The following is a 26,081-nucleotide window of genomic DNA, read 5'->3' on the forward strand; positions in this document are numbered from 1 at the left end:
TCCCGTGAGCGCCCACACCTGGCCCGAGGTGCTCGCGGCCCTGGTGTCGCGCACCGACCTCACCGCCGACCAGACCGCGTGGGCGATGGGGGAGATCCTGCGCGGCGAGGCGACCGAGTCGCAGATCGCCGGCTTCGCGATCGCGCTGCGCGCCAAGGGCGAGACCGTCGACGAGGTCGAGGGGCTCATCGACGCGATGTACGCCGTCGCGACGCCGATCGTCGTCACCGGCCGCGTGCTCGACATCGTCGGCACCGGCGGCGACCGCTCGATGTCGGTCAACATCTCCACGATGGCGGCGATCGTCGCCGCCGGCGCCGGAGCCCCCGTCGTCAAGCACGGCAACCGCTCGGCCTCGTCCAAGGCCGGCTCCGCCGACGTGCTCGAGGCGCTCGGCGTCCGGCTCGACCTCTCGCCGACCGAGGTGGCCCGCGTGGGTGAGGAGGTGGGCATCACCTTCTGCTTCGCCGCCGCCTTCCACCCGGCGCTGCGCCACGCCGCCGTCCCGCGGCGGGAGCTGGGCGTCGCCACGACCTTCAACCTGCTCGGACCGCTGGCCCACCCCGCCAAGCCGGCCGCCCAGGCGATCGGCTGCGCCGACGTCCGGCAGGCGCCGCTGATGGCCGGCGTGTTCGCCCGGCGCGGCGTCGACGCCTGGGTGTTCCGCGGCGACGACGGCCTCGACGAGCTGACCACCACCACGACGTCCCGGGTCTGGGCCGCGAGCGGCGGGGAGATCGAGGAGTTCACGATCGACCCCGACGACTACGGCCTCGGCGGCGGCACGCCCGAGGGGCTGCGCGGCAAGGACGCCGCCTACAACGCCGAGGTCGTCCGGCGCCTCGTGGCGGGGGAGCAGGGCCCGGTGCGCGACGCCGTGCTGCTCAACGCCGGCGCCGCGCTCGCCGTACACGCGGGGGAGGCGGGCGACCACCGGTCCCGGCTCGAGGCCGGCATCGCCCGGGCGCGGCAGTCCATCGACGCCGGCGCCGCTCAGTCGACGCTCGACCGCTGGGTCGAGGCCTCCGCCGCGGCCCGCTGAGCTCAGACCTCCATCACGAAGACGTCGCCCTCGCGGCGAAAGCCGATCTTGTCGTAGTACGGCGCCACCATGGCCGGCGGCGACACCACGCGGCGCAGCCCCTGCTCGCGCAGCACGTCGCTGCGCCGCCACACGAACTCCCCGGGCGCGAAGTCCCGGAACCGGGGCGACACCCAGTCGAGCTCGATCTGCAGGACGCCGTCCGCCTCCTCCCGGGCGAGCACGACGCCGACGGTCTCGTCGCCGTGCAGGACGAGGAAAGCCCGCCGGCCGGGAGCACCGCCGTCCCACAGCAGGTCCGGCTGGTGCTTGAGCATGTCCGACTGGTGCACCCGCAGCACGTGGCGCAGGTACTCGTCAGCCGGTGACACCTCGAGCACCGCGAAAGCTCGCTCGTCGTGGCGCTCGGAGAGCAGCTTCCGGAGGAACCACAGGTTGATGGCGGAGAGCACGACGTTCATCGCGACCATCGGCCAGATCCCCAGGACGGCGTTGAAGACCACGAGGATCAGGCAGGCGACGAGGTTGAGCACACGGAAGCGCAGCACCCGTGCCTGCATGAGCGAGAAGACCAGGAGCGCCGAGCCGGCCCATCCGAGAGCATCGAGCCATGACATGCGCGGAGGATACCGGCGACGCTGCGCCCGACAGCCCGGTGGTTCGAGCGGGGGAGCCGAACGGGTACCGTAGAGCCTTTGCCGGGTGCCTTCTCGCGCCGTCAGGCGGCGAGAACCGGGAGAAACGTGCTGAATCGACGGGGAGAGACTATGCCCGATAAGACGGCGGACGTCGTCGTGATCGTGCCCACGCTGGGGGAGCGTGTCGACACCCTTGGCGCGTCCCTTGCGAGCGCGCTCGGGCAGGACGACGTACGGGTCCGAGTTGTCGTCGTGGTGCCGGAGAGTGCCACGACCGCCCGGGTGATGGCCGGCGACATGGGTGCGACGGTGGTGGACGACCCGGGGCGCGGACTGTCGGCCGCGGTGAACGCCGGACTCGACAGTGTCGAGGAGGAGCGTTACTACGCCTGGCTCAACGACGACGACTTCCTGGCGCCTGGCGCGCTCGCAGCGCTGCGCGACATGCTTGACAACGACCCCGACGCATCCGTTGCGTTCGGAGCCTGCACCTACATCGACCCGGAGGGTCGACCGATCGGAGTGAGTCGCGCTGGCGACGTTGCGACACGGATCCTGGGCTGGGGCCCCGACCTCGTCCCACAGCCTTCGGCGCTCCACCGTCTGGCTCACGTTCGACGAGCCGGCCGCTATGACGAGACGCTGCGCTACGCGATGGATCTCGACATGCTGCTGCGCCTCAGACGACTCGGACCGTTCCTGTCCACCAAGCGGGTGGTCTCCAGCTTCCGCTGGCATCCCGAGTCGCTGACGGTCGCGAATCGCCGTCACTCGCTCGCCGAGTCGGAGATGGTTAAGCATCGCTACCTGTCGAGGCGTACCCGAAGGTTGGCGCCGCTCTGGGACCTTCCGGTCCGACTCGCGACTCACGTCGCGGCGCGCCAAGTCAACCGAAAGGCGAGCAAGGTCGCGCTCGCCCACGCCACCTCATGACCCGCTCACGGTTCACGCCGAGGCGGCGTACCCGAGGCCATGCGGTCCCCGCGCCGAGACGTCATCCGACCTACGATGCAGGGGTGTTCGATCCACACGCCGACGGCACTCGTATCCTCGTGGTGCTCCCCGCGCTCAACGAGGCCCGATCCGTCGGCAGCGTCGTCCGCGACGTGCGGGATCGCTGCCCGGACTACGACGTGCTTGTCGTCGACGACGGGTCCACGGACGAGACGGCCAAGCGTGCCTCGGAAGCCGGCGCGATGGTGTGCAGCCTACCGTTCAACCTCGGCGTCGGCGGGGCCATGCGGGCGGCCTACAAGTTCGCCCTCCGACACGGGTACGACGTCGTGGTCCAGGTCGATGCGGACGGACAGCACGACCCGGCGTACATCCACAAGCTGGTCGATGGCCTGGCTGACGTGGACCTCGTGGTCGGGGCGAGGTTCGCGGGGATCGGCGAGTATCGAGCTGCTTTTGCCCGCCGGCTGGCCATGCGACTGCTCGCCTCCGTTCTCTCGCGCCTGGCCGATGTTCGCCTCACAGACGTGACGAGCGGGTTCCGGGCCGCCGGGCCTCGGTGCATCGAGCTGTTTGCCCTCCACTACCCGGCCGAGTACCTCGGCGACACAGTCGAGTCGCTCGTGATTGCCTTGCGCACGGGCTGCTCTATCGACCAGATGCCCGTCGAGATGCGCACGCGCTCATACGGAGCTCCGTCACAGTCCGCGTTCCGAGCGACGTTGTACCTGGCCCGCGCGGTGGCCGCGCTGAGCCTCGCCCTGGTCCGCCAATGGCCCGTGCCAGAGGAGATCCGCGATGCCGAGCTCCCCGAGTCGCAAGGACATCACGAATGAGAGCCAATCTGATCCTGGGCCTGATCGGCTCCGTCTTCACGCTCGTGCTGCTGTTCGAGTTGCTTCGACGTAAGCACCTTCGTGAGAAGTACGCGGTGCTCTGGGTCGCGGTGTCGTTGTTGACCCTGGCTGTGGCAGCCTTCCCGCAGACGATCTACTTCTTGTCCGACCTGATCGGCGTCGAGGTGCCAGTCAACCTGCTCTTCTTCGTCGCCAGCATGCTGCTCCTCGGGATCAGCGTTCACCACAGCTACGAGCTGGGGCGGCTGGAGGACCGAACGCGTGCCCTCGCCGAAGAGGTTGCTCTTCTCCGTCTCGGCCTCGAGCACCCGGAGACCAACCGGGAAGCGACACTTCAGGCCGACGACTGGAGCGTCTCCGACCATCAGGACCGCTGACCCGACCCGGACCATTCTCGGCACGGGCTGACGGGTCAGTTCGACGCAACCGCCCTGTAGACCTCCACGTGCTTGCGTGCGCAACGATCCCAGGTGTAGGTGCGCGCGCGTTCGATGCCACGGGGAGTCAGCGTCCGAGTCTGCATGGCGCTCATGATGCTGCTGGCCATCGACGTGATGTCGAAAGGATCGAACATCACCGCGGCGTCCCCGCAGATCTCTGGCAACGAGCCGGCGCAGGATGCCGCAACGGGGCAGCCGGACGCCATGGCCTCCAGCGGGGGGAGACCAAAGCCTTCGTAGAGGCTGGGGAATGCGAGACAGGCGGCCTCTCGATAAAGGTTAAGGAGCTCCGTTCGTGACACCAAGCCACGCACCTCGACCCAATCAGGCACAAGACCGAGTGTGTCGAGCGCGCCTCCTGTCAGCACGAGGCGTGTCTCCGGGTGGTGCTCTCTCACCAGTCGCATGGCTTCGATGAGCCGTGCATGATTCTTGTGGGGCCACCCGCGCGCCGGGTACAGGACGAAGTCCTGCCGTCTGCCGGTATTGGGTTCGAAAGCACGCGCGTCGACGCCCAGGTGAGCAACGTGGATGCGGTCGAGAGGAATGCCGAGGTGACTGTTTATGCGTTCCTTGCAGAACTCGCTGATGGTGACCACGGCGTCAGCGCGCTGTGAGGGGCGGTCGTAGCGGAACTTGCGGTACCAGAGCTCTGCGGAACTGAAGTGATCGGGGAAATCGTGGTGTTGCGTGTCGAGGAGCGTGACCACCGCGGGCTTGCCTCGGGGCGGGCGTGGGCTAGGGACAGTGAGGGGGTAGTGGACGACGTCACTGTCGCGGATCAGTTGCCGCATCGGTGACGAGACCTCGGCAGTCAGCTGACTGCCAAGTCGCCTCGAAGCCGAACTCCCGCCCCGTACGCTGCCCGCCAGCACGCTCCGAAAGGGGAGGTCCGGCTGCGCGGCTGTGGCCGGGAGTCCGACGGTGATGGCGACGTCCTCCATCGCGGCCAAAGCCTTGGCAAGCTCCACGGCGTAGGTCTCGCTGCCGCCCATCCCCCCGGGGACGAGGTTCATCATCGGCAGGGACACGCGAAGGACGCGTGTCGCGTGATTCGGCATTGGCACTTCGCTCATCTCTCCACGCGTATCGATCTCGCCTGATGCTTTCATGGCAGGTCGATGCTCTCGTCGTCACCCGCCCACCGCGCGCCCGCAAATGGACCACTAGGCTGGCTGAACAGTTGCCGGTCGAGAAGGGTCGTTGTGACGTCAGGTCGCCATCGCGCGCTCATCACAGGTGTTCTTGGTCAGGATGGTTGGTACCTGGCGCGCCGGCTGGCGGATGCTGGCCACGAAGTGCATGGAACTGACCGGCACGCGGAGCGCGTGAACACCCGGCATGACGACCTGCCCGGTGTCCAACTGCACCACGCCGACCTCGTGGACGAGCGCGCCATGGGGCACCTGGTCCAGGAGCTCGAGCCGACCCACATCTTCAACCTGGCGGGCTCCACATCTGTCGCTCGCTCGTGGTCCCACCCTGCTGAGTCTGCAGAGGTGTTGGGTGTCGGGGCGGTCCGACTGTTGGCGGCAGCGTGGGACCTGCACGCGCACGGGCACCCGGTGCGCTTCCTTCAGGCGTCCAGTGCGGAGATCTTCGGTGATCCTCCGGTCAGCCCTCAGAACGAGGACACGCCCATCGCGCCGGTGACACCGTATGGAGCCGCAAAGGCGTTCGCCCACTCGATGGTCGGGGTGTATCGGCGACGCGGCCTCTTCGCTTCGACCGCCATCCTCTACAACCACGAGTCCCCTCGACGCCCAGAGTCGTTTGTTGCTGCCAAGATCGCTCGTGGCGTGGCTGAGATCGCGGCAGGCCAGCGCGAGAAGTTGACCCTAGGCAACATCGACGCGGCCAGGGACTGGGGGTTCGCACCGGACTACGTCGATGCGATGTGCCGGATCATCGACGCGCCGGCGGCAGGCGACCACGTCGTGGCGACAGGCGAGGCACGCAGTGTGCGCGACTTCGTCGCTGCAGCGTTTCGGATGGTCGGGATCGAAGACTGGGAGAGGCGCGTCGAGATCGACAGGAGTCTCTTTCGACCTGCGGACCCTCTCTCATTGGTGGGAGACGCGACGAAGCTTCGAAGTCTCGGCTGGAGGCCGACCGTTACTTTTGAGGGAGTGGTCGAGGCGCTGATGACCGCTCAGATCCAGCACCTGAGCGTCTGACGTGACGAGGTCGGGACACTGACCTAAGCGTTGGTCGCATCAGGAGCAGTTGGCAGTCCAGTTTCTCGTGCCATCGCGTTTCACGGTGGCGCTGCGGGAGGCGTCGCGTGTCGGCGGTTCATGAGCCGCCCCGATCGGCGTGATGCTCAGCCACCGAGTGCCCGGGAGGCGGCGGTTTCCGATCGCCGAGTCGCGTCGTGTCGGCGAGAACGGCTGCCGTCAGCCAAAGAATCACGCCGAGAACCGTCACCAGGACAATCCAAGAGATCTTCGGCTGGAGCCACTCGTCACTGCCCGCAAGTGGACTGGTGAGTGCTTCCCGCGTAAGCACCTCTGCGACGCTGGCAACGTGTGCGAGCGCGAGCACGACGAAGGGCGCAAAGATGACGATCCTCGGGAGGCGTCGTCCTTCGAGTGCTTTGTCGAGCGCCAAGCCTCCGACCAACACGACGCCGAACGTGAGTGGCAGCGTGTACCGACCCTGCCACGCGAAGCCGATCAGCTGGTAGGTGCGGAGCGTGGCGAGGACTGGGAGGGCGATTCCGGCAACGCCGACCAGCGTAGTCATGACCCGCATGCGCCGCGAGCCCAGGATCATCACGGCCGCAAGCCAGCCAATCAGCAACAACAACTCCAAGATGTAGACATACAAGGGCGCGTACTCGTTGCGTGTCGGAAAGGCGGCGATGCTCTGTAGGACCCACAGCATGCTGTGGGCGACGAACAGGGTTGGCGAGTTGAGCTCAGTGGCGTCGAGCGGGGTGAGAGTGGCCGACTGACCGACCGCGTTCGGCGTTCTCAGCAGCGACCACGCCAAGGCACCTGCACCAGCAATGACTCCCACAGATAGGAAGAGCATCGTCGGTCCACGAGCTTGACTCCAGATGGTTCGAACGCGCTTTCTTGACAGGCACAGACAGCTCAAGCCGGTGATCGCCAGCCACCACAGCGGTCCCAGAAGCCGAGGAACAACGAGGGGCACCGTTGCAGCCGTGGCGAGGAGCAGCATCAGTCTCAACTGGCCGACGTCCTCGGTTCGGCCGAGGCCCAAGAGGGCAGCCCACAGGGCAATCGCGGCAGCCATTTCGACGCCGTTGGGGGACGGCAGGCTGAGGGAGTAGAGGGCCATCGGCGTCAGGGCAATGCACAAGGCAATCAGAGGAGCAGTTGTCCTCGCCCACGTCGAGATGGCGAAGGCGGCAACGGCGACGAGGGCAAGACAGATCATCGAGGAGACGATTCGCATCAGGTAGAGGGCCTGAGCCCCGTGCAGCAAGAGCGCTGGCCAGCCAACGACAGCGTAATAGGCAGGGTTGTAGTTGGCGGCTGCACTTGCCACAAGGACTAGCCCGCCTGGGGAGGTCCGGACCGCGTGGCAATTGGCCTCGGTGACATAGTCATAGGTACGGCAGACAGGCGATGCTGCTCTGACAATGCTGGGGTCGGTAGCGATGAGTTGGCCCCAGGCAATGAGGCCATCCGCAGGGAAGGATTCAGACACCCAGTGGCCATTCACTACTGAGGCGGCACGGTAAGCGTGGTCGAACTCGTCGATTCCGCGGAATGGTGGAACCACAAGTACCCAAGCCGCTTGGACCAACAAGGTGCCGACAGACACGAGCAGGGCTGTCCGCGCTCGGTTGCTGAGGCTTCGGGTCACGCGATGCTCAATCCAGACCCAACGAGAACGCCGACTCGAGATCGTGTCGCGAGTACGTGCGGAACGCAATATGCGTCTCGGTCGCAGTCACGCCGGGCACCTTGTTCAGCCGGTCCGCGACCACGGTGGCCACGTCGTCGTGGTCGCGGACACGGACGAGCGCGATCAGGTCGATCTGGCCGGTCACGGAGTAGACCTCGCTGACGCCGTCGAGAGACGCGATCTGCTCGGCCACCTCGGGGATGCGGGCGACGTCGGCTTTGACGAACACGATGGCTGTGATCACCGGACCACCGTAAGGCAACCGGCACGGCCTACACGGCCTAACGCGCGGGCTGGTGCTCGGGCCGCAGGCCGCGGTGGTCCTCGAACGGCACGAGGCGCTCCCGCGACTGCTGTACGGCGTCGTGCACGCGGAGGTGCTTGGTCGCGCCCCCGAGCGGACACGTCCACTCGCCGTCGACGTGGACGAGCCGCACGCCGTCGGACTCCAGCCAGCGGAGCAGCTTCTCGCTCTCCTCGGCGCTGGCGGCGGGGGTCGGGCCGGGGCCGGCGGTGACCGTCTCGGCAGAGGCGCGGAGCTCGTCGACGTACTGGCCGGCGTGCGCGCCGGGCGGGATGACGCCCGCGGCCGCGAGCCGTCCGTGACGAACGACGTGGACCGCCCATCCGCTCGCCTCGCGTCGGGCGGCGACCATCTCGGCGCACCTCGTGAGGGCGCGGAGCCGCTGGGTGCGGGCCGCGGCCCGCAGGAACGAAGTCAGCCGATCCCGCCAGGAGCCGGCGTCCTCGTAGCGCTCGAGGTCGGCGAGCGCCTGCATGCGCGCGGACAGCGACGTCACGACGGCGTCGGGGCGGCTCAACAGGGACGTGCGCAGGTCGGAGACGACCTGCGCATAGTCGTCGGCCGTGACCGAGCCGTTGCACGGGGAGAGGCACTTGCCCATCTCCGCGAGCGCACAGGCGCTGAGCGCGGGGCGCTTGGGCATGCGGCCGCTGCACTGTCGGATCGGGAAGGCCTCGTGCAGTGCCGCCAGGGAGCGATCGGCGTTGCGCTTGGAGCCGAACGGTCCTATGTAGTCGGCGCCGTCGTCGAGGACCTGGCGCACGAGCGACAGCCGGGGCCAGGGCTCGACCGTCAGCTTGATCCAGTGCACCCGCTCGGGGAACCGTGACCGCCGGTTGTAGCGCGGCTTGTGCTCGGCGATCAGGCGCAGCTCCCGCACCTCGGCCTCCAGCGCGGTGGCGCACTCGATGCCTTCGACGCGAGAGGCCAGCCCGACCATCTCGCCCATGCGGGAGCGCGTCTCGGAGGCGGTGAAGTAGGTGCGCACCCTGGTCCGGAGGTCCTTCGAGGTCCCGACGTACAGGACCCGGTCGCGGTCGTCGCGGAACAGATAGACGCCCGGAGCGTGGGGGAGTGCCTCGGCGAGATGACGTTTGCGCCGCTGCGCGGACGAGACCCGTGAGGAGAACGTCTGCAGCTCCTCGAGGGTGTGCACCCCGAGGTTGCCCAGCCGCGCCATCAGGCCGTGGAGGACGTCGACGGTGGCGCGGGCGTCGGACAGCGCCCGGTGGTTGGGGGTGGTGCCCGACCGGAACAACACGGCCAGTGAGCTGAGCTTGCAGTTGGGGGCGTCGTCACGGGTGATGACGCGCCGCGCGAGCTTGGCGGTGTCGAGAACCTCGAAACCGGGCCACGCCCGGCCCTGCTGCTCGGCGAAGTAACGCAGGAACCCGACGTCGAACGGCGCATTGTGGGCCACGAGCACGCAGCCACGCGCGAACTCGAGGAACTGAGGGAGCGCCTGCTCGACCGGCGGGGCGACAGCGACCATCGAGTCGGTGATGCCGGTGAGCACCGCGATGAACGGTGGGATCGCCATGTGCGGGTTGACCAGGGTCTGGAACTCGCCGAGCACCTCGCCGCCGCGGACCTTGACGGCGCCGATCTCCGTGATCATCGAGCCGTCGGCGGCCGAGCCGCCGGTGGTCTCGAGGTCCACGACGCAGAACGTCACGTCGCGCAGCGATCGGCCGAGCTCGTCGAAGCTGCGCTGCTCCTCCCATCGCGACCGACCCGATGCGTCGGGGGTCGTGGTGGGGGAGAGGCTCATGTGAAGGACGCTAGATGTGGCCACCGACCAAATCGGGTCGCCACGCGGCATACCCTTTGAGCACGACGTACGACGAGACGATGCACGAGGAGCTTTCATGGTTGCCCTGCCCGATGCCCGCACCCGTTGGCGCTGCAGCGGGTGCGGCAACCTCACGCGGTTCGACGTCGTGCGGACATCGCGCACCACGGAGTTCTGGCACTTCGACCTCGCCGGCGACCACACCGTCGAGGAGTCCAGCACCGACCACGAAGTCGTCGCCAGCGTGACCTGTCGGTGGTGCGGCCGGTCCGACGCGATCGAACTGACCGAGCGCACGGAAGCAGACGTCAGCACGCCGTGACGGCCGCCGTGGAGGACTCCGGCGACCGGCTCGCGGGCCCGTTGCCCGAGCCGGTGCGGCAGCGTGTCGTCGCCCTGGCGGCCGAGGCCCTCGGCCGCATGCCGCAGGAGAACCTCCCGGCGACGCTCAAGCGCGTCGCCACGTTTGCGCCGGGTCGCCGCGCCAAGCTCGCCGGCAGCCAGATCGCCGGGGTCATCGAGAGCGACGCCACGTTCCGTGAGCACCTCGCCCGTCAGGTGCGCACCGCGGTCGCCGCCGTCGCCGACGCGCTCGAGGCCGGCGCACCCCCGGCCGCTGCCGATCCCGTGGAAGTGGCCGCCATCGCCTACCTGTTGCGTCCCGACGGCTGGCTCGACCTCGTCGCTGCCTCGGCCGACGCGGCCGCGGCCGAGCGCGAGGTGGAGGTGTCGCGCCAGAGCGCCGGGCAGGTCGACCGGCTGAGGCGACAGCTCGAGGCCGCTGCGGACGAGCTGCGGGACGTCCGCGCCCGCAACCGGGAGGAGGTCGCCCGGCTCAAGGCCGAGAACGCCGAGCTGCGCCACAAGCTCGGAGACGTGCGGACGCGGCTACGCAGTGCCGAGGTGGCGTCGACCGCCGCCGAGGAGGCGGCGACGGAAGCCGGGCGCAACGTCCAGGCCGCCGTGACGGCGGCCGAGGCCGAGACGCGGCGGTTGCGAGTCCGGATCGAGGAGCTCGAGTCAGACCTCGCGGCGGTACGGCGCACCGAGCGCACCGGGCGCGGCGCGGAGACCCTGCGCGCTCGCCTGCTGCTGGACACGCTGCTCGACACCGCGCAGGGCTTGCGGCGGGAGCTGGCACTGCCCGCGGTCGAAGGGGCGCCCGCCGACCAGGTCGAGGCGCACGTCGCGGAGCAGGGCAGCCGCACCAGCACCGGGCACGGTTCGATGGCTGTCGACGACCCCGCGCTGCTCGAGCAGCTGCTGGCCCTCCCGCGGGTGCACATGGTCGTCGACGGCTACAACGTCACGAAGACGGCGTGGCCCGAGCTGTCGCTGGAGAAGCAGCGCGATCGGCTGCTGGGTGCACTCGCTCCGCTGGTCGCGCGCAGCGGTGCCGAGGTGACGGTCGTCTTCGACGCCGCAGACAAGAAGGAACGCCCCCTGGTCAACCGGCCTCGGGGCGTGCGGGTCCTGTTCAGCCCGGTGGGCGTCATTGCCGACGACGTGATCCGCGAGCTCGTCGCCGCGGAGCCGCAGGGCCGGCCCGTCGTGGTGGTGACGACGGACCAGGCGGTGGTCCGTGACGTGGTCAAGGCGGGAGCGCGTCCGGTCGCGTCGGCTGCCCTGTCGCGACTACTCGCTCGCAGCTGACGCCGGCTGATCCTCCGTCGACCGCGGGTAGAGCATCGCGTCCTGGCTCCACCGCTGACCGACCGACAGGTCGTACTGCACGAGCCGGTAGTCGTGCAGCAGCTGCTGGGCCTCCGGCGCGAGCTCGTCGGGGTCGAGGCGGCTGCCCTCGCCGTCGTACAGCTGCCCGGCGCGCATGGCGGGGATCTGGGCGTGCAGCTGCAGGAGCAGCTGGTAGTACGGCGGCAGCGGCGCACCGAGCTGGTCCATCAGCAGCGGCAGCAGGAACACCGGGCTGGTCACCGGTTGGGGATTGTTGAACGTGAGGAAGTTCGACCACATCAGGAACGGCGTCTCGCGCATCCCGACCGGCCCGTTCTCCTCGGCGACGTGGTCCGGCCACACGGGGGGCAGGTGGTCACCGAAGAAGAGAACCGCCGTCTTCTCGTCGCTCTCGGACAGGGTTGTCAGGAACTTCCTCAGGGCGCGGTCGCTGAAGCTCAGGCCGCGCAGGTAGGCCTCCGCGTCGTCCTCGGTGGACCCGTCGGCGCCGCGCACCGTCATCGGCGCGTCGTAGCTGTCAGCCATCGGGAAGTGGTTCTGCATGGTGACCAGGTGCGTGAGCAGCGGCTTGTCGTGCGTGTCGATCTGGTGCTGCACCTCGGTGAACGCCGAGTTGTCGGAGATGAACGGGCTGCCCTGGATGCGCTTGCGCACCGTCATCTCGCGCCGGTCGACGAAGTCCTGGAAGCCGAGGATCGGGTACACAGACTCGCGCCGGTACATGTAGGTGTCGTAGGGGTGCACCGCGACCCGGTCGTACCCCCACGCGCGGGTCAGCCCCACGAACGACGGGAACTGGTCGTAGCGCGGCACCAGCATCTGGTACGGCGTCATCAGCCGCGGGTCGAACTGGGACGTCGACATGCCGGTGAGCGTCTCGAACTCCATGTTGGCGGTGCCGCTGCCGTAGCGCTGCGCCAGCATTTGGCCCGACGTCGTCTGCTCCATCAGGCTGCGCGTGTAGGGGATCGGGTCCTCGTCCAGCTCGATCCCGTCCAGCATCGTCGGGTCGCTGAAGCTCTCGCTCAGCACCACGACGATGTTGACGCCGTCGAGGGCGGTAGGGGAGCGGGTGGCGTTCGTCGTCTGCGCGGCGGCCACGTAGCGAGCCGCGATCTGCTCCATCGTGGCGCGGCTGTAGTCGTCCGGCTTCTTCATGACCGGCACGTCGAGGTTGTAGAGCATGCCGCCGACGAACCCGTTGTAGGTGTAGTTCTTCTCCTGCGACCACGACGCCCACTCCGCGTCGCCGAGCCGGTAGGCGGCTCGGACGGCGTTGCCGGGCTGGTTGAAGCCGGCGGCGTACACGAGGGTGCCGACGGCCAGCGTTGCCACGACGAGGCGGACGACCAAGGCCCGGACGAGGGTGCGGCGACCTTCGCGCGGCGGCCGCGGGTGCCGCTTGCGCCACCGCCACCCGACCACCAGGGCGAGGGCGGCGAGCAGCACGGTGACGGCGGCGACGGCGGCGACCGTGCCGCCACCCACCATCTCCTCGAGGAACCCGGCGTGCGGGGCGATGGCGAAGTCGTCGGGGTAGAGGGGCTCCCGCCGCAGGACCATCTTCACGTGGTTGGCGTAGCCGATCAGCACGGTCACCACGACCAGCGCTGCCGCGGCGACCCGGAGACGGCCGGTGAGGGCCCAGACCGCCACCATCGCGACCCACAGGAGCAGGCTGCCCAACAGGAACAGCGCGGGCTTGAGCGCGAACGTGAACCCGCCGCTCGACTGCAGCAGCTCGATCGCCAGGTTGCAGAGCGCCGCCCAGGCGAAGGCCAGCAGCGCCTCGACACCCGTCCGCCGCGTGGTACGGCGGATGCGGGCACGGTCGAAGCGTCGAGGCACGACGTGCACGCTTCACCTCCTGGCCATCGCAGCGACACCGGAACACCGACGGGATGTCAACGGTAGACGTACCCACCCCGGCGTGGCGCGCGACCGGTTCTGTCGGTGGTCGATGTCACGGTCTCCGCAACGAACGACGGCCGACGAGAGCCGACAGACTTCCCCTGGAGGCGCGATGAGCGTGCACATCGACTGCGACACCTGCGTGGTGCGTGGTCTCGCCTGCCACGACTGCGTGGTCACCGTCTTGCTCGGGCCACCACCCGAGGTCGGGTTCGACGAGGAGGAGGCCCGTGCGCTCGACGTGCTCGCCGGCTCCGGTCTCGTGCCGCCGCTGCGGATGGTCGCGCCGCTCGACGGGCCGGACGTGGCCAGTGCCTGAGACGACGGGTGTGGCTCGTGTGACCTGTGTGACATCTGAGGCGTAACGGCGAGACATGATCCACAGATCGCCGGAGACGCGCCGTACGACCGTTTGCTCCCGGTGCCGTCGCCCCCTTACCCTCAATGGCTCAAGCGCCTGTACAAGTCGGCCAGACCGGGTCGGCTCAGGCGCTGCGTCGAGTCCGGACCAGACCGGGGGTAGTCGAAATCCGGAGCCGGGGAACCAATCTTCCCTGGGGTGAATCGCGCAAACCGGATCTACCTACCTGTGGACCCGTGCGCGCGTAGGGCTCTTTGCCGCCCGAACCCGTCAGCTAACCCGGTAGGCGTCACGACAAAGAGGAGACCGACCGCTCGTGCTGAACGGCCGGAAGCGCACCGCCAGCGTCCTGGCGACCCTGTGCATCACCGCTCTGAGCGGTTCGGTGCTGGTCGCTGCCCCCACCTTCGCGGAGCCCGACATCGACGACGTCCAGTCTCGTGTCGACTCCCTGTACAAGAAGGCCGAGCAGGCCTCGGAGCGCTACAACGACGCGCGGCTCAACCTCCAGCGCGCTCAGAAGCGGCTCACGGCGCTTCGCGCCGACCTCGATCGTCAGCGGGACAAGTTCGAGTCCGTCCGGCAGGACATGGCCGCCTCGGTCGTGTCGCAGTACCAGGGACAGGCGCTCTCGACGACCACCCAGGTCCTGCTTGCCAAGGACCCGGATGCGTTCCTCGACCAGGTCGCGACGGTCAGCGGCTACAACGACCAGCAGTCCGAGATGATGGCCGACTTCGCCGTCCAGGCCCAGCAGCTCGAGATGCGCGAGGCCGCCGCGAAGCGCGAGCTCGACCGGATCGCCGCCACCAAGAAGACGCTGGCCGACGAGAAGGCCGAGATCGACGACAAGGCCGCGGAGGCCAAGGACCTGCTCGACCGCCTCGAGGCGCGCGCCGCCCCGGTCAGCCGGAGCGCCGAGCGCCTGCCGGACGTGCCGGTGTCGGGTCGCGCTGGCGCGGCGGTGTCCTACGCGCTGGGCCAGGTCGGTGACTCCTACGTCTACGGTGCCGCCGGACCGAGCGCCTTCGACTGCTCCGGTCTCACGATGATGGCGTGGGCCCAGGCCGGCGTCGGCCTGCCGCACTCGTCCGGCGCCCAGATGGGTTCCGGCAGCCCGGTCTCCCAGGACCAGCTCCAGCCCGGCGACCTCGTCTTCTACTACTCGCCGGTGAGCCACGTGGGCATCTACATCGGCAACGGCCAGATCGTGCACGCAGCGAACCCCAGCACTGGGGTCCAGGTCAGCCCTGTGTTCTCGATGCCGTACTCCGGTGCAGTCCGACCTGGCTGAGCCCACCAGCACCCCGGCACCTCGTCGTCGCCGCAAGGCCGGTCGCTCACGTCGCTGGGCGACCGGCCTCGTGCTGTGCGTTCTCGCGGCCGCGGTGTCCTACTGGGTGCTGAGCCGGCCCGAGACGGCGGTTCTGCCGCGTCCTGGCGACTCGGCGGCGCCGCGCACCCGTGAGGACGCGGCGGCCGGGTTGCTGGCCGATCTCACGACCGCCCTCGAGACCGGCAGCCGGGCCGACGTCGAGGCGCTGGCCGCGCCGGGTGATCGCGACGCCGTCCGCGAGCTCGCCGCGCTGCAGGGCAACGTCCAGCGGCTCGGCGTACGCGACCTCGAGATGCGGTACGTCGACGAGAACGCCGGCCGGACGGTCGCGGGTGTCGCGCCGCCCTTGCGGAAGCGTGCCTGGGTGGGGGACGTGGCGCTGTCCTGGGGCCTCGACGGCTTCGACGGCGGCGACAGTCGGATGGAGGTCACGATGACCTTCGCGGGGACCGAGGACGGCGCCGCGTTCGTCACGGCCCGCGGAGACTACGGGCGTGCCGCACCGCTGTGGATGCTAGAGCGGCTGGCGGTGCGGCGCAGCTCCCAGGCTCTGGTGATGGTCGCCGCGGGTGCGACGGGGGCGGGGCCGGGAGGACGCGGCGTCGCGTCGTACCACGCGCTCGCGGACCGGGCGGTCGTGGACGTCCGCAAGGTCTTTCCCCGGTGGCAGGGCCCGCTCGTCGTGGAGGTGCCCAGCAGCCAGGACGAGCTCGCGCGGGCGCTCGGGTCCGAGCAGACCGCGTACAGCTCGATCGCGGCCGTGACGACCCCCGTCGACGGGTCGAGCGGGGCGGACAGCCCGATCCACATCTTCGTCAACCCGCCGGTCTTCGGTCCGCTGGGCGAGCAGGGCGCGCAGATCGTGATGAGCCACGAGGCCGCCCACGTGGCGACCAAGGCCGCGGCGTCCTCGATGCCGACCTGGCTGCTCGAGGGCTTCGCCGACTACGTCGCGCTCGCCCACGTCGACCTGCCCGTCGAGGTCACGGCGAGCCAGATCATCGCGCAGGTGCAGGACCAGGGCGCCCCGCCTACCCTGCCCGGCGCTTCCGAGTTCGAGACCGAGAACACCACGCTGGGTGCGTCGTACGAGTCCGCCTGGCTGGCCTGCCGGCTGTTGGCCGAGCAGTACGGCGAGAAGAAGCTGCTCGCCTTCTACGAGCGCGCCGACCAGGACGGCTCCACGAAGGCAGCGTTCCGGGACGTCCTCGGCACCGATGAGCGAGCCTTCACGGAAAGCTGGCGCGACTATCTCGAGGGGCTCGCCGGCGTCTGAGGCGCCGTCCAGGATCCCTTCAGGTCGACATGGCAGGCTGTGCCGCGTGACCTCGACGCCGCGCCTGAACCGACGTGGTGCGGTTGCGATGCTCGTCCTCGCCGTGGTGGGGCTTGTCCTCGCCGCCTCGTTGCTCGTCCCGTGGGAGTGGGTGCCCGGAGGGCACCTGGTCCCGATGTCGGCAGGGAAGCTGTTCACGGCCGAACAGCTCCTTCGTGGCGAGGAGTACGCCCGCGTGGCCCGGCTGCTCAGCTGGTCCTCGCTGGCCGTGTCGCTCGCGGTGGTCGGGGCTCTCGGGTTCACGCGACTCGGGTCGCGCCTGGTGTCAAGGCTGACCAGTTGCAGGCGCTGGTTCCTGGCCGTGCCGGTCGCCACCCTGGCGGTGCTGCTGGTGGGTCGGGTGGTCACGCTGCCGTTCGGCCTGGCACTCCGGCAGCGCAACCTGGACTACGGGCTCACGCGGCAGTCGCTCGCCGGCTGGTTCAGCGACTGGGGACGCGGCCTGCTGGTGGACGCGGTCGTGACCTCCCTTCTCCTGCTCATCCTGGTGGCGCTGATGCGGCGCCGGCCGCGGGACTGGTACGTCGCGGGTGCCGGGGTAGTCGTGGTGCTGACATTCGTCGGGTCGCTGCTCTACCCGGTGGTGATCGAGCCGCTGTTCAACAAGTTCACCCCGATGGCGGACGGCGCGTTCAAGTCGGCCGTCCTGCGGCTCGCCGACAAGGAGGGCGTGCACGTCGATGACGTCCTGGTTGCGGATGCGTCCCGACGGACGACGACGTACAACGCCTACGTCTCCGGCTTCGGCGGCACCCGCCGGATCGTAGTGTTCGACACCCTCATGGAGGGTCTGCCGCGAAAGGAGGCGCTCGTCGTCGTGGCACACGAGCTCGCGCACGCCAAGAACAATGACGTTCTCGTCGGCACCATCCTCGGTGCGCTCGGCGGTGTCGCGGGGGTCGCCGCGCTGGCCCTGGTGCTGGACATTCGGGCGGTTCGCGAGCGCGCCGGTATCGACGACCCGGCCGACGCGCGGCTGGTGCCGCTCGTGCTCGCCCTCGTCGCGATCGGGAGCCTGCTCGCCAGCCCGGCCGTCAACTCCGTGAGCCGCGCGCTCGAGGCGAGGGCCGACCGGGTGTCGCTGCAGACGACCGGCGCGGACGGGGCGTTCATCGCGATGCAGCACCGTCTGGCGGTTCAGGCGGTCCGCGACCCCACCCCGCCGGCGTGGAGCCAATTCTGGTTCGGAACCCATCCCACGGTCCTGCAACGTGCCGGACTTCCGTCGAGTCTCGAGGCAGCGCGCTCGTGAGCCGGGTCTTGGTTGTCACCAACGACTTCCCGACCCGTCGTGGCGGAATCGAGTCGTTCGTGCTGGCGCTCTGCGAACGGATGCCGGCCAACGAGGTCGTCGTGTACACGGCGTCGATGCCGGGGGACCAGGACTACGACCGGACCCTGGCCTTTCCCGTGCACCGCGACCCGTCGCGCATCCTGCTCCCGACACCGGCCGTTGCACGGCGCGTGTCGAAGGTGTTCCGCGACGAGGGTTGTGACCGGGTGGTCTACGGCGCCTCCGCCCCGCTTGGCCTCCTGGCACCGAGGCTGCGCCGCGCCGGCGCCGTACGACAGGTGGCGCTGACACACGGGCACGAGGTGTGGTGGGCGCGGGTGCCGATCGCCCGGTCCCTGCTGCGGCGGATCGGCGACAGCGTCGACGTGATGACCTACGTCAGCGAGTGGTGCCGCGACCACATCGCCCCCGCGCTGTCGGACGAGGCTGCCTCGAGGATGCAGCGGCTTTCACCCGGCGTCGACACGTCACGCTTCTTCCCGGGTTGCGGCGGGGCTGAGGTGCGCCGACGCCTGGGAATCGCCCCCGGCGCGCCCGTCGTCGTCTGCACGGCCCGGATGGTCCGCCGGAAGGGTCAGGACACGTTGGTGCGGGCGTGGCCGGCGGTGCTCAGTCACTTCCCGGACGCGCGACTGCTGCTGGTCGGCGACGGAGCCGATCGCCGCCGGATCCAGCGCCTCGTCGATGACCGCGGCGTGTCGGGCTCGGTCGTTCTGACCGGGAGCGTCCCCTGGGATGCGGTGCCCGCCTTCACGGATGCGGGCGACGTGTTCGCCATGCCGTGCCGTACGAGGCGCTGGGGCTTCGAACCGGAGGCGTTCGGCATCGTGTTCTTGGAGGCCCAAGCCTGCGGCCTGCCGGTCGTGATCGGAGACTCCGGCGGGGCTCCGGAAACGACTCGTCTTACGCGTTCTCGTGTGGTCTCGGGGGGCAACGAGAGCGAATTGGCAGCTGAGTTGTGCGGCCTGCTGCAGGAACGGCGAAAGCCCCAGTCAGTCTCCGAACTCTCCGGAGATGACTGGGGCAGTGTCGTGCGCACTTGGCGCCACCTGCTGTCGGACTGACCTGTGTTAGCAGGCGCCCGGCGAGGCCTTGCTCGCCAGGGTGCTGCACGAGTCCGAGTAAGTCTCGCTGACCACGTTGCCGAGTGCAAAGACCACCAGTGCGATCACGGCTGCGATCGCGAACACAAGGAGGCCGTACTCGACAGCGGAGGCACCCCGCTCATCCTTCCGATGCGAGATTTCCATGACAGTCTCGTTTCTCCGTGACGCGGCGATATGACAAATGGGGTGGACGCTACTTCAGCGTCCACCCCATGCTGTCTGCTGCGATCAGCAGGTGGCCGTGGTGCCGGCGCTGCCCTGGATCGTGCTGCAGGTGTCGGTGAAGACCTCCTTCACGACGCCACCCAGGGCGAAGACGATCAGGACGATCAGGGCCGCGATCGCGGCAACGAGGAGGCCGTACTCGACGGCCGAAGCGCCGTCCTCGTCCTTGCGGTTGAAAAGGCGCTCGATGAGCTGCTGCATGTTGGTACTCCCAAGGTTTGCGAATGAGGAGGCCACCGCGGACTCCTGACATCAACAAGCATCGGCGCTTTCACGCCGGTTCTCCATCGGGAGAACGGTCCCGTTGTGGCGTCCAGTTGGAGGATCGCTCGCGGCAGGGAGATGGCCCGAGTGGACCATTTTTTCCCGTTTCGGAATCAAACAGGCGAATCGTCTGACAGGAGACCTGCTCGTATGGCATTCATGATCGCCTGGGCCCGGTTGGCCGCTCCGAGCTTCTCGTAGATCTTCGAGATGTGCGTCTTCGCGGTCGACTCACTCACGAAGAGCTGACGCGCGATGGCGGCAACACCCAGGCCCTCGGCCAGCAGCCGCAGGACCTCCGCCTCGCGCGGCGAGAGCTGCGGTCCGGAGGGGGTCATGCGCCGGCGCATCGCGTCTGCAAGATTGGCGGCAGTGAAGGACCGAGGAGACACCGTGGCGTGCCGCGCCGCCGCGACGACGTCGTCGGAGGGGGCATCCTTGGCGACGAACGCCGAGGCGCCGGCCTCAAGGGCCTCGAAGAGCTGTTCGTCGCCCGCATACATGGTGAGGACGACGATTCCCACCTCATCGTCGGTCTTGCGCAACTCGCGGACGAGGTCGAGGCCGGTCCCGTCAGGGAGACGGACATCCGTCACGACGACCGTGGGCTTGAGGTCGTTGACCAACCGGTGTCCTTCAGAAACGGACCCGGCCTCGCCGACGACGGCGAAGTCATCATGACGGTCGAAGGCATGGGCCAGACCCTGGCGGATCAACTCGTGGTCGTCGACCAACACCACCGTGTGCGGGGTCGTCATGAAGTCGTTCTCCTCCCGGGGCCCGGCTCAGGCGAGAGCCGGTTCCTCGGCGCCTACTGTAACGGTGACGCTGGTGCCAGGCGCGATACCGACGAACGCGTTCTCGGAGATGTCGAGCCGCGCACCGATCCGGTCTGCCCGCTCGCGCATGATCTTGATGCCATAGGAGTCTTCGCGGCCCACTCCGAGGCCTGATCCATCGTCGCGCACACTGATCTGCGCCATCGGCGGCTGGATGCGGCAGTCAACCCAGAGGTTGGTGGCGGAGGAGTGCTTGCGCGCGTTGGTGATCGCCTCCTGGGCGATACGGAACAGCTCCGTCTCGACCTCGCCCCGTAGTCGGACTGGGGCGACGTCGAGGGTCAAGTGGACCGTCAGCCCGGACCGGGCCCCGACCTCGCGCACGTAGTCGGACAGCGCCGACCCGAGCCCGGCGGACACTTCGGTCCGCAGGTCGAAGATCGAGAGCCGGAGCTCGCTCACCACGCGCGTGAGTTCGCCTCGTAGGGCGTTCAGCTTCTTCCGCTGCGTGTCACTCGTCGCGTTCGCGGTCAGGTCGTCGACGACGTAGCCGAGCGACGCGATCTCCTGAGCCACACCGTCATGAATCTCTCGCGCGAGACGATGCCGCTCCTCCATCGTGGCGATCGACCGGATCTCATCGAAGGCCAGCGCGGCGTCGAGCCGCAATGCGTGCTCGTCAACCTCCCGCATGAGGTCATGGACCGCCTTGGGGACGGGAGCTGACGGACGATCCAGCACGACAACGCCGATCATCCGAGATCCAACCCGGAGTGGTAGCACGATGCGGTGGCGCCGGTTGGCGAGCCCGGAAGCCTGGATGTCGTACGCCGGCTCCATCTCCGTCCAGCACTTGTCGATCAGATAACCCTCAGGCTTCAAGGCCTCGCGAGCCGACGTGCCGCGGAAGCCGAGAGGAGCCAGGATGCCACCATCAGTTCGGACGAACACGGCCGCGTGCGTGTCGTCGAGGTGCTGATGCACGCTGGCCAGCAGGTGGCTCGACATGGTGACGGTGTCCAGGCCGGAGGACAGGCGCCTGGCCACGGTGCGCAGCTGCGACAGCAGCCGACGGGCCGCCTCGTAGCTCTCATCGGATTCCGTGGGGGCGCCGCCCCGCAGCACGCGCAGTCGAGCGCTCACCAACCCGACGCCCAGGGCCGTCAGCAGCCACGGACCCACGATCTCGGCCAGATCGGCCGACTCCTCGAGCATGCCTGCCACGAGTAGGACGGCTAGAAGCGCCAACACCTCGACGCTCATGACGACAAACACGCGGAACGCGCCGCTCAGATGCCCCGCGAGTAGCGCCGGGACCACCAAGTAGGGCAGTAGCACGACTCCCTGCGGCAAGACGAGCCCGATCACGAGGGACGTGAGTGCCGCTTCCACCACGACGACCCACCAGTCGGGCAGGCGTGAGGAGATATCAGCGGCGATCGCGGTGGCCGCGACGGCCGCCAACATCAGGGTGCCTTGTAGCGCGACCTTGTCGAGGAACGCCAATGCCATCCCGAGGATGGCCGCAACGCCGAAGGCGCGTGCCGCGGTCCCGAAGCGCGCGGTACGGATCACAGCCTGCCCGAGAACGCCTCGAAGATGCCGATGGCCGCGGGCCCGAGCACGGCGATGAACAGACACGGGAGGATGCAGAAGATGAGGGGAACGAGGATCTTGACCGCGACCTTCTGGGCCTGCTCCTCAGCTCGCTGCCGCCGTTTCGTGCGAATCTCACGAGCCTGGACGCGTAGCACTTGAGCGATGGGGATGCCGAGGGCATCCGCCTGCACCATCGCCGAGACGAATCCCTTCAGCTCGGGAACGTGAGTCCGGTCGCCGAGGGCGCGAAGGGCGGCGCCGCGGCCGAGGCCGATCTGCATCTCCTGCAGAACTCGGGCGAACTCCCCGGCGAGAGGACCTTCGGTGTTGCGCGCCACGTGGGACAAGGCAGCGTCGAAGCCGAGACCTGACTCGACCGAGATGGTGAGCAGGTCCAGGGCGTCCGGCATCGCCTTCTGGATTGCCTTCGTGCGGTCGTAGCCCTTCTGGTAGAGGTACAAGTTGGGCGCCGTGTAGCCGATGAGCGCGGCAATGACACAGATCGCGAGCATTGGCGCGATCCCGAGCCCGAATACCATCGCGAAGAGAAGACTCAGGACGAGGGCGGCCGCGAACCCGATGAACTTGAGGGAGATCACCCGGTCAACCGTCCAACCGGGCGGATTACCCGCGACTTCGAGCTTCAAGCGGATGCGTTCGTAGTGATCTGCCGGCGTCAACTTCTTGCCGATGGTCAACGCTCGATCCAACAGTGGTGTCAGGACCCGATCGTTGAAGGACGGGTCCAGCTCCTTGCGCAACTCCGGCGGAGCGGCCGAGTACGCCTCCATCACTGACAGGGACTTGCTGACCCCGCGTGCCTCGTTGTCGAAGACGCCGACGGCCGTGAGAGAGATCATGATGGAAAGGAAGATCCCGGCGATGCCGCCGACCATCAAAATGGTTGCGAGCTCCACGTCTAAACCTCCACCTTGACGAGCTTCTTCATCCAGAAGACTCCAGCAACAAGGAGTACTGCCATGCCACCCAGCATGATGTAGCCGATTGGTGTGCTGATCAACGGATGCAGGTACTCGGGGTTGGCGACCAGCAGGTACAGCATGAAACCCGGTGGAAGTCCACCCAGGATCCAGACCGACAGACGGCCCTCTGCGGACAGCGCCAAAACCTGTCGCTCGAGGTACTCGCGCTCGCGGATGGTTTCGGCCACGCTCGTGAGAAGCTCAGCCAGGTTGCCACCGACTTCGCGTTGGATGCGGATCGCCATGACGACCCATCTGAAGTCGACGCTTTCCATCCGTTCGCCAACCCCCTCGAGCGCGTCTTCGATCTCGACACCGAGACGAGCCTCGACGAGTGCGCGACGGAACTCTGTGCCCATGGGATCGCTGCCTTCGCGCACCACGGTATCGACTGATTGGGCGAGCGAGAGACCGGCCGAAAGGCTTCCAGCCATCAGTTGAAGAGTGTCTGCCAGCTGTGCTTTGAACGCCTTGACCCGACGACTCCTCTTGAACGAGAGGAACAGCCAGGGCAACGCGCTCCCGAAGGCCAGACCGATCACGGCGATAAGGAAGTTGCCACTGCTGAGAAGAAGACCGAGCAGTCCCACTGCGAAGGCGATGCCGGCGTGGGTGAGCAGCCATTCCGCGGGCTTGATGGACATACCGGCGGCCTCGAGTCGTTGACCGAGGGCGGACTCCAGGTTCGCATTCCTCTCCACGACCTTCGTGGCCACGCCGACGGCCTGCGCGGCGACGCTCTGGGACTCGGGAGCGGGCGCGGACAACTTGCGCGAACCCTTGCGCGTGTAGGCCGCGATCCGGTCCTGAACAGTGTCCTTGCCGCTGCCGAGCCCTCCGACAGCGCCCACGATGAGGATGATCACGCCGAGAGCCGCGGCCACGAGCCCGCCGTACATCCAGACTCGCGGGATCTCGAAACCGGACGGCTCGACGGCCTTGAGCTGAGTGGGGTCCGGACCTGGCGGCGTAGCGGCTGCGCTGGCAACCGTCACGAACGCGGAGTCGGTGTAGGCCTCGCCCCCCGCATCGACCGCGACGGCGAGCGTGCCCTCGCTGGCGGCGAAGTCCTCGGGCGGGGTCACGGTCACCAGGATCTGGCTCGCGATGGCCGCGGCCTCGTCGGCGAACACCTGGGTCAGTGCCTCGGGGTCGTCCGCGGTGATGACCGAGCCGCTGCCGGCGTCGGCGAGCTGGGTCAGGAGCGCGGTGTCCTCGGGGGACTGGGCAAGTGCGACGACGTCGACCTTGACCTGAGCGAGTTCCACGGCCGACGTGACCCGCTCGATCGGGGTGTCAGAGGTGTCGCGACCGTCGGAGAGGACCAGCAGGCTGCGCGAGCCTTCCGTACCCGAGGCGGTCACCGACTCGAGCACGCCGTCGTAGAGGCGCGTCTGGTTCGACAGGGTGAGCCCGTCGATGACGGCGGCGGAGGACTCGCGGTCGAGCGTCGGCTCCTGGGCCACCTCGACGTCGCCGGCGAACGTGACGATGCCGACGCGCAGGTCGTCCGGCGCCGCGGCGAGGAACGCCTTTGCCGCGGTCTGCGCCTCGCCGAACCGGTTGTCCTTCCGCATGCTGGAGCTGACGTCCATCGCCAGGATCGTGGTGCGCTCGACGGCCTCGGCCTCGTCGGCGGGCTCGGCGGTCGCAGGCAGCACTTCCCCGTCCAGGGACACGGACACCGAGTCCAGGTCGGGCTCGACCGCGCCGGCACCCGGCAACGAGAAGAGCACCTGGAACGAGCCGTCGCCCGGCTCGACGTGGTCGATGCTGCCGTCGGCTGCGTGCGCTGCCGGTCCGGTCAGGAGCAGCGGCGTCGCCAGCAGCAGCGCCACGCTCGCGCGCGTCCGCCAGCGCCGAGCCGGCTGGGGAGGTGTGGTCACGGTCAGATCCCGTCCATCGCGAAGAGCATCGGGTCGACCTTGACGTTCTCGTGGGCCAGCTTGTCGATGAACTTGGGGCGGAGCCCCGTCGCGCGGAGGCGTCCGAGGCTGCGTCCGTTCTCGTCGAAGCCCATCGAGTGGTCGTAGAGGAAGATGTCCTGGAGGGTGATCACGTCACCCTCCATGCGCTCCACCTCGGTGACGTGGGTGATGCGGCGCGAGCCGTCCCGCAGGCGGCTCTGGTGGACGATCAGGTCGACGGCTGAGGCGACCTGCTCGCGGATGGCGCGGATCGGCAGGTCCATGCCGGCCATCAGCACCATGGTCTCGATGCGGGCGAGAGTGTCGCGTGGGCCGTTGGAGTGGACCGTACAGATCGAGCCGTCGTGGCCGGTGTTCATGGCCTGCAGCATGTCGAGGGCGGCGGAGTCGCGGACCTCGCCGACGACGATGCGGTCGGGGCGCATGCGCAGCGAGTTCTTGACCAGGTCGCGGATGTCGATCGCACCCTTGCCCTCGATGTTCGCCGGGCGGGACTCGAGACGCAGCACGTGGTCCTGGTGGAGCTGGAGCTCGGCGGCGTCCTCGATGGTGACGATGCGCTCGTCGGTCGGGATGAACGACGAGAGGACGTTGAGCGTCGTCGTCTTGCCGGCGCCGGTCGAGCCCGACACGATGACGTTGAGCCGGCCCTTGACGCAGGCAGCCAGGAAGTCCGCGGTGCGCTGCGAGTAGGTGCCGAACGCCACGAGGTCGTCGGAGGTGTACGGGTCGGCGGAGAACTTACGGATGGTGAGCAGCGAGCCGTCGATCGCCAGCGGCGGGATGACGGCGTTCACGCGGCTACCGTCGGGGAGGCGGGCGTCGACCATCGGGCTGGACTCGTCCACGCGTCGGCCGATCCTCGACACGATCTTGTCGATCGTGCGCCGGAGGTGGGCCTCGTCGCCGAACGCGCCCTCGACCTTGTGCAGCTTGCCGGAGCGCTCGATCCAGATGCTGTCCGGGCCGTTGACCATGACCTCGGTGAGGTCGGGGTCGCGCAGGAAGGGCTCGATGGGGCCGTAGCCCAGGATGTCGTCGGCGATCTCCTGCGCGATCCGGGTGCGGTCGGCCGGCGTGATCAGCACGTCCTCGTCCTGCATGGCGTCCTGGAGCGCGCTGCGCACCATGCGCTCGAGCTCGGACTGCGTCAGGTCCGCGTCGTACAGCTTGGGACCGAGCTGCTGCAGCAGGCGGTTGTGGACCGTGGCCTTGAGGTCGCGGAACTCGTCCTCCTGCCGGGTGGTTGTCGTGGTGCGGTCGGTCCCTGCTTTTGCGGGGAGGGCGTCCGTCTGGCCCGAGCCCGAGCTGGTCCGGTCACGTGATGCCGCGGCGAGGCGGTCGGCGAGACTGCTCAT

Annotated in this window: 25 protein-coding genes and 1 riboswitch; of the genes, 12 read left to right on the forward strand and 13 right to left on the reverse strand. The window is 68.5% G+C overall.

The features are described 5' to 3' along the window. Nucleotides 1-4: 4 nt before the first annotated feature. A complete protein-coding gene (gene trpD / locus ETU37_RS21435) occupies nucleotides 5-1,042 on the forward strand; it encodes an anthranilate phosphoribosyltransferase (RefSeq protein WP_129989363.1) in 1,038 nt (345 codons plus the stop codon). A gap of 2 nt (nucleotides 1,043-1,044) precedes the next feature. Here trpD and ETU37_RS21440 read toward each other — a convergent pair whose 3' ends face one another. Beyond that, on the reverse strand, nucleotides 1,045-1,659 hold the full coding sequence (locus ETU37_RS21440) for a hypothetical protein (protein ID WP_129989364.1): 615 nt from the start codon (nucleotides 1,657-1,659) through the stop codon (nucleotides 1,045-1,047). Between the two features lie 150 nt (nucleotides 1,660-1,809). Here ETU37_RS21440 and ETU37_RS21445 point away from each other — a divergent pair, with 150 nt between their 5' ends. From ETU37_RS21445 to ETU37_RS21455, 3 genes are all read left to right on the forward strand, one after another. Continuing rightward, nucleotides 1,810-2,613 (forward strand): glycosyltransferase family 2 protein, encoded by an 804-nt coding sequence (locus ETU37_RS21445; protein WP_129989365.1) that lies wholly within the window; start codon nucleotides 1,810-1,812, stop codon nucleotides 2,611-2,613. Between the two features lie 83 nt (nucleotides 2,614-2,696). After that, nucleotides 2,697-3,470 carry a glycosyltransferase family 2 protein gene (locus ETU37_RS21450; RefSeq protein ID WP_240755877.1) on the forward strand — a complete coding sequence of 258 codons (774 nt, stop codon included), beginning with the start codon at nucleotides 2,697-2,699 and terminating at the stop codon, nucleotides 3,468-3,470. Continuing rightward, complete coding sequence (locus ETU37_RS21455) at nucleotides 3,467-3,868, forward strand: DUF2304 domain-containing protein (RefSeq protein ID WP_165372634.1); 402 nt, start codon at nucleotides 3,467-3,469, stop codon at nucleotides 3,866-3,868. Before ETU37_RS21450 ends, ETU37_RS21455 begins: the two co-directional genes overlap by 4 nt. Before the next feature lie 35 nt (nucleotides 3,869-3,903). Here ETU37_RS21455 and ETU37_RS21460 read toward each other — a convergent pair whose 3' ends face one another. Next, nucleotides 3,904-5,043, reverse strand: coding sequence for a glycosyltransferase family 4 protein (locus tag ETU37_RS21460; protein ID WP_129989368.1), 1,140 nt, complete (start codon nucleotides 5,041-5,043; stop codon nucleotides 3,904-3,906). A 9-nt stretch (nucleotides 5,044-5,052) separates the two neighbouring features. Here ETU37_RS21460 and ETU37_RS21465 point away from each other — a divergent pair, with 9 nt between their 5' ends. Continuing rightward, entirely contained in the window at nucleotides 5,053-6,108 is a 1,056-nt protein-coding gene (locus tag ETU37_RS21465) for a GDP-mannose 4,6-dehydratase (RefSeq protein WP_129989369.1), read from the forward strand. A 118-nt stretch (nucleotides 6,109-6,226) separates the two neighbouring features. On the opposite strand, the gene ETU37_RS21470 is transcribed toward ETU37_RS21465, so the two are convergent. The 3 genes from ETU37_RS21470 to ETU37_RS21480 are packed head-to-tail and all read right to left on the reverse strand — an operon-like array spanning nucleotide 6,227 to nucleotide 9,885. Next, nucleotides 6,227-7,768, reverse strand: coding sequence for a DUF2142 domain-containing protein (locus ETU37_RS21470; RefSeq protein WP_165372635.1), 1,542 nt, complete (start codon nucleotides 7,766-7,768; stop codon nucleotides 6,227-6,229). 7 nt (nucleotides 7,769-7,775) lie between these two features. Next, nucleotides 7,776-8,054, reverse strand: coding sequence for an Lrp/AsnC family transcriptional regulator (locus ETU37_RS21475; RefSeq protein ID WP_129989371.1), 279 nt, complete (start codon nucleotides 8,052-8,054; stop codon nucleotides 7,776-7,778). Nucleotides 8,055-8,091: 37 nt separating this feature from the next. Next, nucleotides 8,092-9,885 carry a DEDD exonuclease domain-containing protein gene (locus ETU37_RS21480; RefSeq protein ID WP_129989372.1) on the reverse strand — a complete coding sequence of 598 codons (1,794 nt, stop codon included), beginning with the start codon at nucleotides 9,883-9,885 and terminating at the stop codon, nucleotides 8,092-8,094. 97 nt (nucleotides 9,886-9,982) lie between these two features. Here ETU37_RS21480 and ETU37_RS21485 point away from each other — a divergent pair, with 97 nt between their 5' ends. Both ETU37_RS21485 and ETU37_RS21490 read left to right on the forward strand, forming a co-directional pair. After that, on the forward strand, nucleotides 9,983-10,228 hold the full coding sequence (locus tag ETU37_RS21485; protein ID WP_129989373.1) for a hypothetical protein: 246 nt from the start codon (nucleotides 9,983-9,985) through the stop codon (nucleotides 10,226-10,228). Beyond that, nucleotides 10,225-11,559 (forward strand): NYN domain-containing protein, encoded by a 1,335-nt coding sequence (locus ETU37_RS21490; protein ID WP_240755878.1) that lies wholly within the window; start codon nucleotides 10,225-10,227, stop codon nucleotides 11,557-11,559. Before ETU37_RS21485 ends, ETU37_RS21490 begins: the two co-directional genes overlap by 4 nt. On the opposite strand, the gene ETU37_RS21495 is transcribed toward ETU37_RS21490, so the two are convergent. Further along, a complete protein-coding gene (locus ETU37_RS21495) occupies nucleotides 11,542-13,458 on the reverse strand; it encodes an LTA synthase family protein (protein WP_129989374.1) in 1,917 nt (638 codons plus the stop codon). The genes ETU37_RS21490 and ETU37_RS21495 overlap by 18 nt on opposite strands. A gap of 166 nt (nucleotides 13,459-13,624) precedes the next feature. Between ETU37_RS21495 and ETU37_RS21500 the strand changes: the two genes are divergently transcribed. The 5 genes from ETU37_RS21500 (at nucleotide 13,625) to ETU37_RS21520 (ending at nucleotide 18,903) form a co-directional block, all read left to right on the forward strand. Next, nucleotides 13,625-13,831, forward strand: coding sequence for a hypothetical protein (locus ETU37_RS21500; protein WP_129989375.1), 207 nt, complete (start codon nucleotides 13,625-13,627; stop codon nucleotides 13,829-13,831). A 192-nt stretch (nucleotides 13,832-14,023) separates the two neighbouring features. Further along, a riboswitch (cyclic di-AMP (ydaO/yuaA leader) is annotated at nucleotides 14,024-14,177 on the forward strand. 12 nt (nucleotides 14,178-14,189) lie between these two features. Next, nucleotides 14,190-15,167 carry a C40 family peptidase gene (locus ETU37_RS21505; protein ID WP_240755879.1) on the forward strand — a complete coding sequence of 326 codons (978 nt, stop codon included), beginning with the start codon at nucleotides 14,190-14,192 and terminating at the stop codon, nucleotides 15,165-15,167. Further along, the gene (locus ETU37_RS21510; protein WP_129989376.1) at nucleotides 15,148-16,485 is read left to right on the forward strand and encodes a hypothetical protein; all 1,338 of its coding nucleotides are present in this window, start codon (nucleotides 15,148-15,150) and stop codon (nucleotides 16,483-16,485) included. Before ETU37_RS21505 ends, ETU37_RS21510 begins: the two co-directional genes overlap by 20 nt. Before the next feature lie 46 nt (nucleotides 16,486-16,531). After that, nucleotides 16,532-17,797, forward strand: coding sequence for a M48 family metallopeptidase (locus tag ETU37_RS21515; protein ID WP_240755880.1), 1,266 nt, complete (start codon nucleotides 16,532-16,534; stop codon nucleotides 17,795-17,797). Next, a complete protein-coding gene (locus tag ETU37_RS21520) occupies nucleotides 17,794-18,903 on the forward strand; it encodes a glycosyltransferase family 4 protein (protein WP_129989378.1) in 1,110 nt (369 codons plus the stop codon). The genes ETU37_RS21515 and ETU37_RS21520 overlap by 4 nt, the downstream gene beginning before the upstream one ends. Before the next feature lie 6 nt (nucleotides 18,904-18,909). On the opposite strand, the gene ETU37_RS23905 is transcribed toward ETU37_RS21520, so the two are convergent. From ETU37_RS23905 to ETU37_RS21555, 7 genes are all read right to left on the reverse strand, one after another. Beyond that, the gene (locus tag ETU37_RS23905) at nucleotides 18,910-19,089 is read right to left on the reverse strand and encodes a Flp family type IVb pilin (RefSeq protein ID WP_129989379.1); all 180 of its coding nucleotides are present in this window, start codon (nucleotides 19,087-19,089) and stop codon (nucleotides 18,910-18,912) included. 84 nt (nucleotides 19,090-19,173) lie between these two features. Next, complete coding sequence (locus ETU37_RS21530) at nucleotides 19,174-19,371, reverse strand: Flp family type IVb pilin (RefSeq protein ID WP_129989380.1); 198 nt, start codon at nucleotides 19,369-19,371, stop codon at nucleotides 19,174-19,176. A 176-nt stretch (nucleotides 19,372-19,547) separates the two neighbouring features. After that, nucleotides 19,548-20,192 carry a response regulator transcription factor gene (locus ETU37_RS21535; protein WP_129989381.1) on the reverse strand — a complete coding sequence of 215 codons (645 nt, stop codon included), beginning with the start codon at nucleotides 20,190-20,192 and terminating at the stop codon, nucleotides 19,548-19,550. 27 nt (nucleotides 20,193-20,219) lie between these two features. Continuing rightward, nucleotides 20,220-21,788 (reverse strand): sensor histidine kinase, encoded by a 1,569-nt coding sequence (locus ETU37_RS21540; RefSeq protein ID WP_129989382.1) that lies wholly within the window; start codon nucleotides 21,786-21,788, stop codon nucleotides 20,220-20,222. After that, the gene (locus ETU37_RS21545) at nucleotides 21,785-22,729 is read right to left on the reverse strand and encodes a type II secretion system F family protein (protein WP_129989383.1); all 945 of its coding nucleotides are present in this window, start codon (nucleotides 22,727-22,729) and stop codon (nucleotides 21,785-21,787) included. The genes ETU37_RS21540 and ETU37_RS21545 overlap by 4 nt, the downstream gene beginning before the upstream one ends. A gap of 2 nt (nucleotides 22,730-22,731) precedes the next feature. Further along, on the reverse strand, nucleotides 22,732-24,633 hold the full coding sequence (locus tag ETU37_RS21550; RefSeq protein WP_129989384.1) for a type II secretion system F family protein: 1,902 nt from the start codon (nucleotides 24,631-24,633) through the stop codon (nucleotides 22,732-22,734). Between the two features lie 50 nt (nucleotides 24,634-24,683). After that, nucleotides 24,684-26,081: a TadA family conjugal transfer-associated ATPase gene (locus tag ETU37_RS21555; protein WP_129989385.1), complete on the reverse strand. Its 1,398-nt coding sequence runs from the start codon at nucleotides 26,079-26,081 to the stop codon at nucleotides 24,684-24,686.

It is taken from the genome of Nocardioides iriomotensis (assembly GCF_004168035.1).
Lineage (GTDB): Bacteria > Actinomycetota > Actinomycetes > Propionibacteriales > Nocardioidaceae > Nocardioides_B > Nocardioides_B iriomotensis.

Excerpts from the sequence above, each read along its gene's own strand:
- ETU37_RS21555 (WP_129989385.1), bottom strand. The coding sequence starts at position 26,081 with ATGAGCAGTCTCGCCGACCGCCTCGCCGCGGCATCACGTGACCGGACC.
- ETU37_RS21445 (WP_129989365.1), top strand. The coding sequence starts at position 1,810 with ATGCCCGATAAGACGGCGGACGTCGTCGTGATCGTGCCCACGCTGGGG.
- ETU37_RS21530 (WP_129989380.1), bottom strand. The coding sequence starts at position 19,371 with ATGCAGCAGCTCATCGAGCGCCTTTTCAACCGCAAGGACGAGGACGGC.
- ETU37_RS21535 (WP_129989381.1), bottom strand. The coding sequence starts at position 20,192 with ATGACGACCCCGCACACGGTGGTGTTGGTCGACGACCACGAGTTGATC.
- ETU37_RS23905 (WP_129989379.1), bottom strand. The coding sequence starts at position 19,089 with ATGGAAATCTCGCATCGGAAGGATGAGCGGGGTGCCTCCGCTGTCGAG.
- ETU37_RS21485 (WP_129989373.1), top strand. The coding sequence starts at position 9,983 with ATGGTTGCCCTGCCCGATGCCCGCACCCGTTGGCGCTGCAGCGGGTGC.
- ETU37_RS21465 (WP_129989369.1), top strand. The coding sequence starts at position 5,053 with ATGCTCTCGTCGTCACCCGCCCACCGCGCGCCCGCAAATGGACCACTA.
- ETU37_RS21480 (WP_129989372.1), bottom strand. The coding sequence starts at position 9,885 with ATGAGCCTCTCCCCCACCACGACCCCCGACGCATCGGGTCGGTCGCGA.
- ETU37_RS21455 (WP_165372634.1), top strand. The coding sequence starts at position 3,467 with ATGAGAGCCAATCTGATCCTGGGCCTGATCGGCTCCGTCTTCACGCTC.
- ETU37_RS21460 (WP_129989368.1), bottom strand. The coding sequence starts at position 5,043 with ATGAAAGCATCAGGCGAGATCGATACGCGTGGAGAGATGAGCGAAGTG.
- ETU37_RS21500 (WP_129989375.1), top strand. The coding sequence starts at position 13,625 with ATGAGCGTGCACATCGACTGCGACACCTGCGTGGTGCGTGGTCTCGCC.
- ETU37_RS21440 (WP_129989364.1), bottom strand. The coding sequence starts at position 1,659 with ATGTCATGGCTCGATGCTCTCGGATGGGCCGGCTCGGCGCTCCTGGTC.